We start from the raw sequence: 16,628 nt of genomic DNA on the forward strand, positions 1-16,628 counted from the left end.
GCCATGTTTGGGTCAAAAACAGTATAGACCATGCAATCGGTAGACACAATGCAAATCTTGAGAACGTCAATAGGGATATGAAGTTGCTGGGATTCCTTACCCGACAGTCGTTTCCGCAAATTGCAGTGTTTCGAGCTATCGAAGTAGCACCATCTTCTTCGTGTAAGTGAAGTCGCCTGCCTGGAGGCGGTAGAAGTAGATGCCACTGGGATGACCATTTGTATGCCAATCGATGCAGTATGTTCCAGACTCTTGCGTCCTGTCCACAAGTGTCTTCACAAGTCTGCCAGCGTGATCGAATACTTCGAGTTTGACGTGAGATGGAAGGCTGAGATCATACGAGATACCTGTTTTTTTGTGAAATGGGTTAGGTGAGTTCTGCCAGAGCGCCCCTCGGTTCTCGCGTACGACGTCAGCATGCTGAATCGAACCATTGTTTTCTGACTCTGGACCTGAGCATCCCCCAAACGTACGAGTCAAGTTGGCCAATACCCCGTCTCCTGCCGTGTGAATCTGAATGTTCCCTCCGCCTAGCACTCCGCCTGCGGCATAGTACAGATTGCTGTCCGAGTCCCAGACATATAGGCTGAATTTATCTTTCGCATGGCCTGGCTCGCCTCTGTCTTCTACCTCGCAGTCGAATGTGTATTCACCTATCCCGTCAACTCGACAATCGCCAGAGAAATCTGCGGTCGTGTCTCCATAAACAATCAATGTGTGGATTGTGTCGCTGTGGACCTTCATCTCGATTCCGTGGTCGTTGAACTGGAGTTGACCCCAGGTAACACCGCCCTCTGAGTGCACATTGAAACCGAAAGTCCGCTTGTTCGCAGGTCCGAGTGGGTTGCCGGGAATCCACCCGCCTCCAGTGATGAGGCTGGTCGTCGTGACCACTCTCATCCCTCCGGGGTACCCGTAGGAGCTCCAGGAGTTCCAGCCGTAGACATAGATTCCAAATGGACGGTCCGCTGTTACGATGTGGCATCCGTCGCTCGCTTCAACAGTCCCGTGTGAGTAACCCGTCAAGCCTATTAGCGAGAAGATGCTTGGATTTATTGGACTCCCGTCAAAGAGCAACGACGATATGGCTATGGTTGGCACAACGATGCTGGTGAAGTCAAGCGTGTACCCCGCCGGGATCAGATAGATGTAGCCATCCAGAAACTGTTCCGTCGGAAGGATCAGAACCTCAAAAGGATCCCCTGGGGCAAAGGCCCACGAGTAGCCCGTAGCATACTGGGCGACGAGCACTGGTTTGTCGGCAACGATCTCAGTTGGCTCCTCTATGGTGACTTCAACCAGCTCTGCCCTGTTAAGGTTGAATGGAGACCCGGGAACGGGTGGCGTGAAACTCACGGTCGTGTTGTCTTCACTCCCCAAAACTCGTAAGGGGTCGCCCAGTGAGGAGCCAGGTCGCTCGAAAACGGACGTCAAAAAGCTCCGTCCCCAAGTCGCGACCGGGGTCATCTGCTCCACGAGGAAATCACAGCAGCAATGTCCTATGGGTATGTCTGCGCACTTGCACCCAGCGAACACCGCAACAGGCTTAGTTGACATAACCTGGCTGCCAGAAAGGTCCTGTTGATAGCCCGCCTGTAGCTGATAGGTATCGAACCTATTCAACGTGATGTTGAAGGGTACCCCCGCAGGCTTGCCGTCCAGTGTGTTTGCTGACGGTGTGATAGTCACCTGGCTGTTGTCGGCTGTGCAAACTAGGGTGAACTGTGAGGGTGCTAGTGTTGGGTCCCAGCCCCTCGCGGATACAGTCTCTGGATACCCCAGGATGATATACTCATTTCCGAGGATATCCGACGGCAGGGCCATATATGCATCGCAGGAGGCCCCATAGGGCGCTCCCGGGTGGACGACATACACGCAAGCGTCATGGTCGCTCGTTACGTGAATCCCCAGATTGCCGACGATGCCGCTGCCTTGAACCTCCGCAGCCATAGGGATTAGAATCTCTGCCGCACTATGCGGTTGCACTGTGAAATCCTGCGACCAGTTGAGTCCTGGTATATTCACCATACCGCTGGTCAGGACGTCAGCAGTGACAATTATCAGCGCGTCCCTGTCGTACAGGTTTTCCGGAAAGGCTATCACGAAGTCTCTGCCCCAGCTGTCAGACATCCCGCTGAGTGACAGAGGTCGGTGGAGGTCTCCAGAGCGCAATGGCCTCGAATCTCTGTCCGGGGTCTGAAGGACAGTCCTCTCTACTCTAGCGTAACCGCCTATTCCGACATGACCCCCGTCGTGACGGTGGCCGCAAGAGCAGTCATCAACGATGTCTGTCGCTCCCTGTCTACCGAGGCTGACTCCCCGTATTCCCAGCAACGAACAGAAAGCGACCCCCAAGACAGCCAATGCAAGCTTCCCGCGTTTCATCTTTCTCTTCTCCTCCTGGTGACCTCTAACAACTCCTCTGGAGTGTCTTTTCAGGTTGCCAATAGCGCCCTGTGGCACCCGTGTGGAGGGAGCATACCCTGTTTTACCCTTGTATGTCAAGGGTTTTCGCCTGAAGTCCTGGACATCTTGATAGATAGAATGAGAGCAACTTACACAGGATTTCTGTAGGCTAACATAGGCCCTCCGCTGGTCAGCGGGTCCCGGGAATAATGTCACGCTTCGCTGTAAAGGGGACATGGATGTTGGATTTGGCTTCTTGCGCTCCCTCCGCCTGTAAGATTTGGGGACGGTGCCCCCGGCTTCGCCAGGGATTCCTATCTTTGAGACACGGAGAGGACACTTGACTTTTTGACATTTCTGAAGTTCAAATGGTGTGTGCCAGATTTGTGCCATGTTTGGGTCAAAAGTAGTATAGACCATGCAATCGGTAGACACCATGCAAATCTTAGGAACGTCAATTGGCGTATGGAGTTACTTGAATCGCTTACCCGACAGTCGTTTCCGCAAATCGCCCGATTTAGAATTAGAAATCCGTTGCCCTCCGGCGGAGTTTATGCTTGGCGGAGCCGAGTGCGAAGGATCTCTATCATAGTACGAGATTATCGAAGACTCTATCCAAACTGAGCTACTGGCGCAACTAAACGCAGATCTACGATCTGAGATCTCGTTATTATGACTTGTGTTAAGGTGTTGCGGTTGAAAGATAGCACCGCGGTTGGCGGATGTCAATACCCTCCACAAAGGACAGAGCAGGTATGAACAGGAATGACGAGCCAAGCATCCCCATTCCCGTATTCCCGAAATCCCGGGAATTCGAAAATGCGAAAATCCGGGAATGTGCAAATGTGGGAGAGTGCTTCTGGATTTTGGTTGTTTGGGCGTGTCAAAAATGTCAAGATGCCAAGGAGGGGTGTTATACACCATGGACCCGTTGTCCGTCGCGTTGGTTATTCGTCAAACATGTACTCAGCAATAATCTTGCCGAGTGAGCTGTCGAGGTTTCTGAGAATTGTGTACTGCTCTGCCGCAAGCCAGACTTCTCCAAGCCTGGCGTAGGCCCTCCCAAGATCACGATGACAGAATGCATCTTCTGGACTCAGGCGTGATGCTATCTCGTGGGCTCGGATTCCCTCGCCATAGAGTCCCATGCCATAGTAGGCCTCAGCCAGAGACGAGTAGGTGAAGTCATATCCAGGATCGATTTGGATTGCTTTCTTGAATTCCTCCACAGCATCGTCGTATTGTCCAAGCTTGGTGTAGGCTCGTCCTAAAGAGGCATGAGGAGACCCATAGTCTGGGGCAAGGCGTACATACTCTCGGTACTCCCTTGCAGCTTCCTCGTAGCGTTTGAGTCTCTCATAGATAAGCCCAAGACGAAAGCGTGCCCATATGTCGTCTGGATCTATACGGGTCCCCTTTAAGTACGATTCAATCGCCTCATCGTGCCTCTCTAGTATGCAGTAGGTCGAACCCAGCCTGAAGTGGAGACCGGCGTCTGAGGGTATGATACGGATGGCGTCTCTTAAGGCATAGATTTCATCATCGTACCGTTCCAACTTTCCGTAGCAGAACGCAGCTTCGATATAAGCCTCTGCATACTCCGGGTCCTTCTCAAACGCTTGTTCAAAGTAAGAAAGCGCCTCTCTGCGGCCCCTGTATATCTGGACGAGCCGGCCTGCCCAGTATAGATCTTCTGGAGAATCATTGGGCGGGTCTGAAGCATCCGATTTCCAAGGAAAGAAGCTGTGGTTCTCACCACTTAGTAGCGCTGGAACTATCGCTGCTGGAGCTGCAACCGTCAGTGTATTTGGTCCGGTTCCTATTCTGTCGTTTGCAACACCTACAACCTCCCCTTTCGTGTTTATGACAGCGCTACCGCTCCATCCGCCTACGATAGGAAGCCTGATCACCAATACCGTTCCTTTTTCAGGAATCTTTGGGGCAGCTTCTACGATACCCTCAAGAATAGTCCGCTCCCCGTCGTGGGGGTGTTGTACGAGGACCACGTGCTCTCCTGGCTCTGGAGGAGAAGAAGCAAGTGGGAGCGGGTGCAGGGCATGCCGCGGTACGGGTGCCGAGAGGAGTATAACATCCCGCTCTTTATCCTCGGCAAGAACCCCGTCAATGGGATAGATTTCTCCAAAGATAGTCCGGACCACCGTCCTGTTTGGGTCATGAACTACATGCGAGGCTGTAACCACTGCCCCATATTCGTTCACAATAAAACCGCTTCCCCAACGAATAAGCCTGCCTCTCCAATCCAAGGTTTGTACAAAAACAGTCGCGGGCTCGACCAGGTCGGCTATCGCAGTCAGCTCACCTTCTGTTAGTTCCGAAGAGACGGTTGGGATGGAGACAACCGAGGCGATACAAATGATCAGGAAACATCCGACAGCGCGGGGCGCGCTTTTGCCTTTCCCTGTCATAGATCCCCCCCCTTATAATCTGTGCCCTCTTGCCCCAAAAGTCAATAGGACGGCCCCGCGAAAGCGCTCAGAAGCAGATTTGGGAGTCAGGTTCCAAAAAACCAGCACAGACAGGGAATACTATGTGCGCACGTGCGCATATGCGCACGTGTGAACGTACTTTTTCCAGAGCTTCATTCGTCATGTGGGCGTCGCCTTCTGCTGGTCTGGCGCGTTCGGTACAGTTTTTCCGTGAAACCGCCTTCATCGAGGAATCGCTGCTCGAGTTGGCGCACCTGCTGGTCAAGCAGGTAGTTGGCTTGGTGGATCAGGCAGATAAGCGTGTTGGCAACGGTTTCGGGACTGTTTTCAATATAGGTCCTATAAGTTTCATAGGACCTATTCTGCCTGTAAGCCAGTTTCCGAATTGCTCGGGCCTTCGGGTGGTTTTTGTCCCAGAGCGCCAGCCCCCTTTGACGCAGAAAGTCCTCGTAGTCAAGGAGCAGCTCTTCAAGGCTGGCACGGGCTACGCTAGTCAACCTCAGTTCGGTCTTCTTCGATGTGCCCGATGCGACGCTACCTTCAGCAATATTCTGTTTGCCGCTCCGCGCCGCCTGAACCATCTGATCACGCGTGCGTGAACGCCGTTCAATGAAGTGGTCGCAGAACACCACAGTCGCGTCGTAGATGATTTCTGCTGTCTGATAGGACTTGAGGTTGCGGTAGCCCCCATGGGGATCAATGAGCCTTGGTCTTCCGTTGCTATCCCTATTCCACTTGTCAGGTAGGCCTATTTCTCTTTTTTCCTCCTCTGCCATCATCCTCCTTGTGGATTCCGCCCGCCTGGACAGGCCGTTGGGGTCCGGCCTTGACATTCTTGCGCTATCCGTGGAGTTGTTGTAGCTTATTGCCCAATAGCACGCACATGATTTTCACAAGCTCAGATCTACGATCTCAGGTCAAAATAGCACTACGGTAGGCGGATGTCAATACCTTCCACAGAGTACGAAGGCGGAGCCATCAAGGGCGAAGTCGGGGCAAAGTACAAGGTCTGGGATTGCAGGGTTTTCGTTCTACGTTCTGCGATGTACGTTCTAAGTTGTGAATTGGTTCTGATGACCACCTTCACCCAAGGTTTCTTAGCCTCAGGAGTATCTCAACGTACGCAAGCACCACTCTAGCGGAAGGCGGCATCTTGTCCCGGAGACGAGACTTAACGTAACCAAACATGATGGAACGCAGGCGCTGCTTCACAATCACCAGATTTCCATCCATGAATTCGGGGTAGATACGTATATATTTGATAATACACTGAAGCTGATAATAGACCATCTTGGTGCGGTCAAGGCTTATGTTGCCAGGATGCTGTCTCCGTATTGCGGCGGGATAGTTGGAACATACAACCTTGTATTTGAGCATAAGCCGAAACCAGAGGTCGTCGTCGTGGTTCCTTATCATCTTCTCGTCAAATCCCTTCATCTCTATGAAGATAGATTTCCTCAGCGTGACAGTGTCTATACCGATGAAACTCTCACTAAAGAAATCTCTCGCGATACGGCCCGATGGCAATGGTGGCACACGGTGAACTCTCACCGGTTCGGGAGACAGCCGACCGTCAATGCTCATAACATATTCATCTGAATAGACCATACCTACATCCGGCTCTCTTTCAAGAATCTCTACCTGTTTTTCGAGCTTCTGCGGTCTCAGGAGGTCATCGCTGTCAAGAAAGGAGATATACTTCCCCCGGCAAAACGGCAGAGCGGCATTCCTTGCGCCGGCAGGTCCTTTCTTCTCATCGAGATAGACATATCTAAAGCGGTCGTCCCCCAAGGAATCCACCACTCGTTTCGTCCTTCCTTCATCCTCGGAGTGGTCGTCCATGACTATTGCCTCGAAATCCTGGTATGTTTGCTGCAGGACACTATTGAGAGCCTTCCTTAAGATAGTAATACGTCTGTATGTTGGAATGATAATGGAGACCTCAGGCATCATCACTCACCTTGTACAAAACCCACATCTGTTTGCCGATCCTTCCACTCTCCAAAACAGAGAAGCCATTCTGCGCCATTAAAGAGTCGTACTGATGCAGAAACCAGTAGTCGGAGGATCCGGCAAAATCTGAGTCAGTCATTTCGTTCAAGTAGATGTAACGACCCATGCAACAGAGCTTTCTGACGACCCCAGCAACGTCTTCGGGAAGAACGGCTGCGAGAACCCTGGTTGAGAGTATCAGATCAAAATACCTGTCTGGAATGTCGAGCTTTACGATGTCTTGGTTAATCAACGCGAACTTTTTTCTAGGAAACCTCTTCCTGCATATTGCCAGAGCTTTCGATGAGATTTCCTGTCCACACACCTCAGGGACTTCCATTTCGTCATAAAGGGGAAAACACCTACCATTACCACATCCGATATCCAATAGTCTTTTCGGTCTCACCTTGCTGATAACATGCCTGATGACATCATAGTCTTCAGTACCTTCACCCCACTCTTCATAGATATCGTGAGCCCTCAGATTCCAATACATGCGGCGCAGCTTTTTCCTCGACTTCGGTTTGGTCAGCAGGTTCAAGATGAACCGGCGACCGCGGTTCTTTATCCTAAGCAACTGGCGCCGCAATAGTTTGATAGCAAAAATTACGCGTGAGTTTTTCACTTTTTGCCTAACCTGGATTCAGTAGTCTTTGTCTCTGAGAGCTTGATTTCTGTGTCGGAACCGTCTGGTGAAAACAACCCAGAGCATGTTTTCGGCTCCCTGCGCGCTCCACCGAGCTCCAACATCTCTCTCCAGAGAAGAGGTGGTGGCGAACTGAAAGCTCTCGTCTCCACGATACGCAAATAGCTCCTTCCAGCTGATTCTGCGGTCCCCGTACTCTCCGATATCTGGCTACTCTGCCCTCGATCTATACCACTCCCGAATCGACTTGCTCACAAGGGTTCTCTCCTCTCTGTTAAGCAGGAGACCGACATGGACAAGAAAGAGACCTGATAGGATAGCAAACGCAATTCCCAGTTGCCAGTACATTGTCAGAGCAAGTACCGACCGCGCGAGAAACGCCAGTCCATAGATCAAGGCTCCCAGGAGGAAGATACGAAGTACGAGCGCATAGTAGTCGATTACAGCCATCTTCACCAGTTTCGCAGCTATCACGGGCTGGATGAACAGTCTGGTTATTATAGTCGGAATCAAGGTGCCCAGAGCGACGCCATTTATGCCCAAGCCGAAGTACTTCACGAATAGTATAGAGAGTCCGAGATTGGCAACACCTTCAGAAAGATTCATGAAAGCATAATAATGATGCCGCGCCTTCGCATACATCAAACTGATGGCGGTCGATTGGGTTCTTATCATGAGAAACGCTCCACCGAGGATTACCAAAGGCGCATAAGAGTCGATGTAGCTTGGTCCCAGCCACCTGCGGATGAACGGTGCTCCAAGGATGATGAGACCCGAATAGACAAAGACAGAAAAAGCACCCGTAACCTTTACTCCGAGCAAGAAGCGTTCTTTCAGTTTCTGTGCGTCTTCACGGCCTACATATTGCGCCAGCAACGGGGAGAGTATGCCGAGGAACCTCAGAGACGGCTTATTGGACATGGTCGCCAGTTTGTTCGCGACGGCGTAGTGTGTGACATGATTGACAGATATGAACGCAGCGGTCACTACTTCATCGACCTTGAATCGCAGGATATCGCCTATCTGGGCGAGAAAAGTCTTGCCGCTGTAGACGAGTAGACTCTTGAGCTCATTTCTGTCCAGATGGCCTCGCTGAAACCCCAAACGGGGCACTACTCTCCTGGCCGCACTCAAAAAGACAAAATTTGAACATAAACTCGCCACAAGGGTAACCAGCGCTAATGTCCTAAGCCCATAGCCCAGAGTGAGTACTACGACCATCAGTGCAGCTGTCATCAGTATCTTAAGGACCTCTACCCAGGCCACAACATCGAGGCGTATGTGAGATTTCAGAACCGCGACATAGGGGTAGAAGACGAAAGAGATCGACAGGTTCAATCCAATAATGACCATAACACCCGCAATAAGATGGGATTCAGCGAACCTGGATTCCAGCAGCAAGACTGTCAGTAATGAGATGGCTACCAGAAAGAAGACTACGGCACTGATAAGGAAGTAAAGAAAGAAGCCGTTTGAGAAGATGATTCTGTATTCATCTGGATCGTTCTTCCCCAAGCAGATGGACAGGTGGTTCTGTAAGGCGGAACCCACTCCGAACTCGGACAGGGCGAAGTATCCGACTATGGTGCTGATGAGAATCCAGATGCCATAGTAGTAGTCACCGAGCTTCCCTATCAAGAAGGGAGTAAGAAGCAGAGCGACTACTACGCCAACGAAGTAATTCAGCACCTGCACTACGGAGGAACTCAGGATTTTTCTTGAGTTCTTGACGATGGCACTACCTCACAAAAGAAGCCCAGCGGTTCTTCTCGCGATGTCAAACTATGTAAATGTGCTGCAAACAAGCAAGATAATAATGGATAATTAGGCGGTTTTCAACCACTCTTACTTGTTCCCGAAACGCCATGTCCGGATTTTCGGAGTTGCACCAGGAAGAAGAATCGATTATCCTCTGGAGGCAGAACCACCCCTTTTACGCGGATGTATTTGACTCACAGAACGAATCGTAGTGGCAGAATTCTGGTATGCCTATGAGTGGGCGAGCCAAAAGTTTGCTGAGATTCTTGTTATCGGCGGGGTGCGCAGCCCTTGCTGGAACCCTACTCATCCACTACCTCAGATGGTCCCCAGAGAAGATGGTTGCTCATTTCTTTTTCAGTGATGATGCCTTCTTCTACAGCGTCCTTGCACGAAACTTTCACGAATTTGGCTTTCTCACTCTTGACGGCGAGATGTCAACAAACGGTGTGCAACCCCTCTGGATGTTCGTCCAGATTGTACTTGCGAAGTTGTTTCCGAACGTTGATGGAGTCACCCTCATCAGTGCCTCTTCGTGGGTTTGCTACGTTGCATTGGCTTTTGCTGCCACATGGTTTGTTGCCCGAGGGGCCCCCTATACCATGTGTTTGTCTGCCCTCATCGTGGCAGGACTTACACTGCTTAATGTAAGATTTCAGTCATTTGTAGTAAATGGACTTGAAACACCACTGACCATTCTTGTTGTCCTTCTCACTCTTTTTATGATAGACCGTGTCGCAAGGAACCCCAGCAAATCTTCACCGAGGCAGTTGACACTGGCCATCACAGGTCTTGCAATCTTCTCCTCACTATGTTTTTTCGCCAGGACCGACCTTTTCTGGATTCCTCTGGCTGTTGGGGGATGGCTGGCCGTAGCCCGGGGAGACCTCCGTCGAAAATGGATTCCCTATTCTATCATAGTCCTCATTTTGGTCCTCCCCTACCTCCTGTCCAACTACATTGGCCAGGGCAGTCTGATGCCCATCAGTGGTCGGGTGAAGCTCTTCTACTTGACTTCCTTCTACCCAGACCTGCAGAGCTACCTTCATTCCAGAGAGTGGCAGGGCCTCTTCATCGCCTTCGCAAGATTCCTCCCTTTACTGGAGCGCTTGTCTGTTTTCGTAAGTCTTACATTTGCGGCTGCTGCGTTAACCATCAGCCAGGTGGTTGTCTGGAGGGACAGAAGTGAACCTCCCATCCCTTTCAGCCTGAAGATCCTTGCCGCTGCCATTGTCGGACATATTCTATTCATGCAGTTCGTTTATCGAGAGCTGCGACCCTACACAGCTTACTATTTCGTCCTGGAGATGCTCTGGGTCACAATGGTCCTGGCATTTTGGGCGAAACGAACTCACTCAAGCGATGCGCAAAAAACGCTATTTCGTTCTTTGCGCAAGTATGCAGGAACCGCTATCGCCTTGATCAGCGTAGCTGTGGCAGTTGCACATGCGGTTCGTGCCGACCGTCGACCTTCGTCCTATTGGGTTGAAAGAATGAATCTGGCGGGTGACATTCGCCGCATTGTACCCGAAAATGAGCGCATAGCCGCCTTCTGGCCAGGCTGTTTTGCCCAGTTCAGCGGAAGATTCGTCACTGCACTGGACGGCGTTATCGGCTCAAATGACTACTTCCAGAGCTATGTGAGCAAAAACAAGGAACTCGACTACATACTTGAGCGATCCAGACCATGGCTTGCTATATATCTACCAAGATCCCCCGACCTTCTCCTTGGTGAAACGCCGCCTGAAGTTGACGAATGGGCAGATACTTACATAACAAGACTGTGGGAGCGACGTCACACCATTGAGATAGAGATCCTTGCAAGCCGACTTCTCAATCGAGAAGGCGGAGGATGGTACCTCCTTAGGCTGAGCGAAACCCATCGCCGGGACGGTGCGCCTTAACTAACTCGCCAGAACTCGTTAGCGTGGTATCGAAGCAATGGCAGAGCCCATGCGGAACGGGAGAGCCGGCACATATGTTTGGCCAAGCAGATCAGTAACCAGGGACGACACCTTGTGGTAAGGATATGGTTTACGCGGATATATTAAGGATACGAGTGGTACAATATCCTGACTATCTTGCCCTCTTGACGATTTCTAAGGAGAATCTGCAAGCGTCTTATAATAAGCACTATTAGACAATATTGGTGAAGGAGGCGTTTCTTTGAATTTGAAATCAGAGCACACGATACCTCAGAAGACGACAGTATCTTTTTATCTTGGGATATTTTTTACAAGTCTTTCTGCCATAATGTTTGAAATCTCCCTGACCAAAATCTTTTCTGTCACCTTGTGGTATCACTTTGCATATTTGGCTGTTTCTTTTGCTTTATTTGGGCTTGGTGCTGGGGGGCTTGCAGCGTTCTTCAAGCGGTCATTCTTTTCAAAGCATTTTCCCGAGGTATTGAAGCACTTGGCTTCACTCCAATTCTTGAGCATGATTGTCTGCCTTTCTTTCGTACTTGGTGTCCCTCCTTCAATCCGACTATCAGTCAGGTTGATAATTACCTATATAGTCTGTTCTATCCCTTTCTTTCTCGTGGGACTCATTCTTTCACTTGCGATGTATAGCTATGCAAAAGACACGCCGAAAATCTATTTCGCAGATCTGGTTGGTTCTGGAGCAGGTTGTATAGTTTTCATCCTTGCAATCACACTAGTCTCGGGTCCCTCCGTTGTCATCATTGGTGCTCTGCTCGCTCTGATAGCTTCTTTCTTCTTCTCCGGACTGGGTAATCGTTCTGAACTCAGACTCAGGATTGGAATAGCGATGCTGTTGACAATTTGCCTCTTCTGTATAAACGTCATGACGGACACTTTTTCTATCAAATATACCAAAACGTATGTGGAACGAGATGATCTGATCTTCGAGAAGTGGTCGCCTCTGGCGCGGATAACTGTATATCCAACGATCTTCTGGAGAGCTGATCCTGAAAACCCTTTCGGTTGGGGCATGAGTAAGAAATTCAAGCCTGAAAAGCCCGTTAAGCAGCTTTGGATTGAGCAGGATGCTTGTGCGGGAACACCAATAACACATTTCACAGGGGATATTTCAGAACTCGAATTCTTGGAATATGATGTTACTTCTTTTGTCTACCATGTTCGACCCCAAACCAAGAATACTTTTATCATTGGATGCGGTGGTGGACGGGACGTCTTGACAGCACTTTCCTTTGGGGTTCCCAGCATCAAAGCTTGTGATATTAACCCAGTTATTATCAACTTGGTGAAAGGCAGGTTCAAAGAGTTTGCAGGAAACATTTTCGGGTTACCAGGAATCGATGTCGAAATTGCCGAAGGCAGAAATTTCATAAGAAGCCAGGATCAGAGTTTCGATGTCGTTCAGATATCTTTGATAGATAGCTGGGCTGCTACTGTCGCGGGTGCGTTCTCTCTTGCAGAAAACAACCTATATACTGTTGAGGCCTTTTCAGACTACCTTGATCGACTGAACCAAGATGGTATGCTTTCTATCACACGATATCTATTCATGCCAAGGAATCAATCGATCCGAGTGGCCATCATCGCTAGAAAAGCTCTTGAGATGAAAGGAATAGCACATCCGGAGCAAAATATAGCAGTCGTCTCGACGGGTTGGGAAACAGGATTAGCCACAATTCTAATCAAAAGGACCGCATTCACGCGATCGGATATTGAAAGAATTAAGAAAGCCGCAGACGATCTGGACTTTGAGATAATTTACCTTGAAGGACTCAAGGGGGACCATGAGTTTGCTGAGGCACTCACCACGATACCGCTCGAAGCATACGTAAGCGACAAGTACTATGATCTGAGTCCATCTACAGACAACAAACCGTTTTTCTTCCAAATGATGTACTTTTCGCGGGCTTTTGATCTTCTTTCAGAACGTGACATCGTAGGGCAAGAATTCAATTACTATGCGCCGTTGGTTTTACTGCTTCTTCTTGCGCTTTCATCAATATTGGTGCTGTTGTTCTACATCTTGCCGTTGATCCTATCACGGAAAGTAGAAAGTCTACCCAGGCTTTGGGGTATCTATTTCGTTCTTCTCGGTATTGGATTCATGTTTGTGGAAATACCCTTTCTCCAGAAAGGTTCATTATATCTGGGGCATCCTACATTAAGCCTTTCACTCGTGCTGTTTTCGATGCTGACTTTTGCAGGATGCGGCAGCTATTGGAGCCGGAAGTTCAGGGAGGCAAGCCTGCTCGGTGCCGTCCGTGTGTGTCTTCTCGTGATAGTGCTAGTCATTGGAATTGTGACAATAGCCTCAGATTGGCTGACGCGACAAACAATAGGTTTTCCATTGTCAATCAGGATACTCTTGTTTGTGGTTCTGGTGGGGTTACCGGCTCTCTTCATGGGAACTGCTTTCCCATCGGGAATCCGGTTAGTCAGTCGTGAACATAGAGACTCTATCCCATGGGTCTGGGCATTGAACGGGGGCGCATCAGTGATGGGATCAGTTCTGGCTATGACTGTTGCCATGACTTCCGGTTACATGCTTACTCTAGTCCTTGGTGGAATATGCTATTTTGCGGCCCTTCTGTCCACCTATCGCAAGAAAGAGGTCTGATGAAAATCGAATGTCTAACAATAGGATGAAGACAGAGCTATGAAACGAAGATTTGGACAACCTAATACGGAACGCCTCATCTTTGTCATTCTTATGATGTTGGGAGCCATTGGCATCTTCGTTGGGTGGAAGTTTTTTTGGTTTCTCACAGATGATGCCTATATCGCGTTCAGATATGTGAGCAACAGCCTCCTAAGATACGGGTACGTATGGAATCCTCCACCTTTTCAGCCCGTGGAAGGATATACAAGCTTTCTATGGGTGGTCTTGCTCGACCTAGTCTGGAGGACGACCGGTCAGGAGCCACCGCAGAGCGCCAATTTCATTTCCCTTATCTTCTCGTATGCGACATTGGTGCTTACCGCAGTGATGATCATGAAGATTCGATGGCGCAATCCCCTGAAGAAGTGGAGGATAGCGTTCGTTGTCCTCCTGCTTGTGTACCTTCTTCTGAACCGGACCTTCTTGGCATGGACAAGCTCGGGTCTGGAGACAGCGATGTTCAACTGTTTCCTGATACTCTGGGTGTTTGCCCTTTTCTTTGTGCGTTCACCGGCGTTGCGAGTTGGCTCAGCGTCGCTCGTATCCGCGGCGCTCGCTCTAACTCGTCCAGACGGATTGCTATTCTGTGCTGTCATGTTGGTAATTGCATTCATAGAGTTCTTTGGTGCGCCGGACAGGAGAGGTGCTCGCAAGCTCTTGAGTTATGGGTTATTGCCGTTATTCATCGTAGTTGCTCACCAAGTATGGAGGCTGTCGTTCTACGGGGAGTGGCTTCCCAATACGTATTACGCCAAGGTAATAGGTGCTTGGCCGAAAAGTGGGGTCTTGTACGCCCTCAGCTTCACACTGGAATACGGCTTATGGTTTGCTGCCGGCATCATATGCTGGGCATTTGTAAGGATTATGCCCAGGATGAAAATCTGGGCCGGTCTGTTTTCAGCGCGAGGTGGACGTGTGCAGGTGTTGAAAGAACCTCTGGTTGCCTACCGAGTTCAATTCCTGGCAATTGCCGTGATACTGGGACATCTCGGTTACTATACGTTTGTGGTGGGTGGTGATCATTTTGAGTATCGAGTCTACAACCAACTCATCCCTCTCTCTTTTCTCGCTGTCTTGTGGTCGTTAAGCAAGCTGAAGCCACGTCCTGTAGTGGCTCTTAGCTTGATGCTGGGATTTGTCCTTCTCTCAATGCCTGTTCAGTGGACTCATTGGGTATTGACCAAAGACCTCAACACAAGAGAAGAGACGCATATTATGATCGCTTCGATCTCACCTACTTGGCCAGCTCCTTTTAGACCGTACGCTGAACTTTTCGATAGAGCCCAGTCGTGGCTTATTCAACATCACGTTGGTATGCGTCACCAAGAGCACAAGATTTTTTGGCAAACACAAGTACGCGACTATCCGTCACGGGCCGATGGCATGAGGATCCCTCGTGCAGGATTTCCAGTTTATGCAGTGTATTGTGTAGGAGTACCGTCTTGGACGCTGCCGAATGTCAATATCATTGATATGTTTGGACTGAATGATTACATGATTGCTAGAGGACCGACTCCTGAGGGTCGTTCCCGAATGATGGCGCACAGCCGCCGTCCTCCAGATGGATACGCTGAAAGCTATCGTCCCAACGTGACAATGATCGCTGGAGATCCTCGCGTAGCAGAAAGACATCCAGAATTGACTGCAGATGAAATCGCGAGAATAGAGGCATCATGGCGTGAAAGATTGAAGAAGATCGAACAAATGGATGCAGGGGGCTCAAAATAGCATACCTGATCCGCGACTATCGTAGAACGTAGATCTTAGAACTAAGAACCCTCTTCAAGATGTTGAGCAAAGAGTGTTGTGAATGAAAACTGGGATTGAGGTACGAAAATGTCAACACGATTTGGGGAGACCAAGAGGCCCCAATCACCACGTGCGCATGTGCACATACGTCCATATGTGGGTGTGTGCTGCTGGATCCCGCCTGCCCTGTATAATAGTCGAAGGATCACGCCTCGTGTCGATGGGTACGGGGAGATGTTTGAGTATTGGATTCAGGCTTTACAGCGGCCAAGCTGTCTGGTATAAGGGTGAGAGGGTAGGATTCCTGATAATGGTCCAGTGAGACGAGCGGAATGGTGTGGTACGTCCCGTTGGGGATCAGTGGTAGCTATGCGACAGGCTACAAGATCTATGGAGTTGGCGCCAAGGAGATGCTCAGCTACGTTTTGTCATCGGAAGATTGAGGAGTGCCATTTGGAGAGCAAAACAGGTTGAAGGGAGGGTCTATGGAACAACCACATGAGGAACCAGAGGAATACAAAACTGGAGATTGTGAAGAATTGCATAGAGGGTGGTCGAAAGAACGGTGGGAAACTTGCTGGCGGAAAGACCGACTGGACGCTGTAGGATGGGCCGCAATTTTTATCTGGGCTGCTCTGGTAATACTTGCTGGAACCACGGGTTTCGGGGCGAAGTTCAGCTGGTGGAACGGTTGGGCTGTTTTCTTCACTGGAGCTGGGGCAATTGTGCTGCTTGGGACAGCGATCCGTCTTGTCATACCGGAGTACCGTAAGGAGGTACTTGTGGGTGTGATATTCGGATGCATCCTTCTGGCCATAGGCTTGGGTGATTGGGGCTGGTTCTGGCCGCTGGTGCTGATTGCCATCGCCATTGCAATATTGGCAAAGGCTTTCAGCCGTCGCCCCTGACCCGCGTGCGCGACAGCATGTTATCGAGGGAGGAATTGCCACTTGCACATTCCCGGAAATGCGTGAATGCGTAAGTATGCAAGTGTGTAAATGTAGGAGAGTGGTCGAAGGGTGAGGTCT

General features: G+C 50.0%; 10 protein-coding genes. 4 read left to right on the top strand and 6 right to left on the bottom strand.

The window, feature by feature from the left end; genetic code table 11:
- Positions 1-135: 135 nt before the first annotated feature.
- From E3J62_08480 to E3J62_08505, 6 genes are all read right to left on the bottom strand, one after another.
- A complete protein-coding gene (locus E3J62_08480; GenBank protein TET45135.1) occupies positions 136-2,844 on the bottom strand; it encodes a T9SS type A sorting domain-containing protein in 2,709 nt (902 codons plus the stop codon).
- A gap of 509 nt (positions 2,845-3,353) precedes the next feature.
- Positions 3,354-4,832 carry a serine protease gene (locus E3J62_08485; GenBank protein ID TET45136.1) on the bottom strand — a complete coding sequence of 493 codons (1,479 nt, stop codon included), beginning with the start codon at positions 4,830-4,832 and terminating at the stop codon, positions 3,354-3,356.
- A 173-nt stretch (positions 4,833-5,005) separates the two neighbouring features.
- Positions 5,006-5,629: a four helix bundle protein gene (locus E3J62_08490; protein TET45137.1), complete on the bottom strand. Its 624-nt coding sequence runs from the start codon at positions 5,627-5,629 to the stop codon at positions 5,006-5,008.
- Between the two features lie 307 nt (positions 5,630-5,936).
- A complete protein-coding gene (locus E3J62_08495) occupies positions 5,937-6,806 on the bottom strand; it encodes a glycosyltransferase family 2 protein (protein TET45138.1) in 870 nt (289 codons plus the stop codon).
- Positions 6,796-7,422 carry a class I SAM-dependent methyltransferase gene (locus E3J62_08500; protein TET45139.1) on the bottom strand — a complete coding sequence of 209 codons (627 nt, stop codon included), beginning with the start codon at positions 7,420-7,422 and terminating at the stop codon, positions 6,796-6,798. The genes E3J62_08495 and E3J62_08500 overlap by 11 nt, the downstream gene beginning before the upstream one ends.
- 279 nt (positions 7,423-7,701) lie before the next feature.
- Complete coding sequence (locus tag E3J62_08505; GenBank protein ID TET45140.1) at positions 7,702-9,225, bottom strand: hypothetical protein; 1,524 nt, start codon at positions 9,223-9,225, stop codon at positions 7,702-7,704.
- 278 nt (positions 9,226-9,503) lie between these two features.
- Here E3J62_08505 and E3J62_08510 point away from each other — a divergent pair, with 278 nt between their 5' ends.
- The 4 genes from E3J62_08510 (at position 9,504) to E3J62_08525 (ending at position 16,508) form a co-directional block, all read left to right on the top strand.
- A complete protein-coding gene (locus E3J62_08510; GenBank protein TET45141.1) occupies positions 9,504-11,153 on the top strand; it encodes a hypothetical protein in 1,650 nt (549 codons plus the stop codon).
- Positions 11,154-11,415: 262 nt separating this feature from the next.
- The gene (locus tag E3J62_08515) at positions 11,416-13,809 is read left to right on the top strand and encodes a hypothetical protein (GenBank protein TET45142.1); all 2,394 of its coding nucleotides are present in this window, start codon (positions 11,416-11,418) and stop codon (positions 13,807-13,809) included.
- A gap of 39 nt (positions 13,810-13,848) precedes the next feature.
- Entirely contained in the window at positions 13,849-15,579 is a 1,731-nt protein-coding gene (locus E3J62_08520; GenBank protein TET45143.1) for a hypothetical protein, read from the top strand.
- Positions 15,580-16,085: 506 nt separating this feature from the next.
- A complete protein-coding gene (locus E3J62_08525; protein ID TET45144.1) occupies positions 16,086-16,508 on the top strand; it encodes a hypothetical protein in 423 nt (140 codons plus the stop codon).
- Positions 16,509-16,628 lie beyond the last annotated feature (120 nt).

This window comes from candidate division TA06 bacterium (assembly GCA_004376575.1).
GTDB lineage: Bacteria > Hydrothermota > DG-26 > E44-bin18 > E44-bin18 > E44-bin18.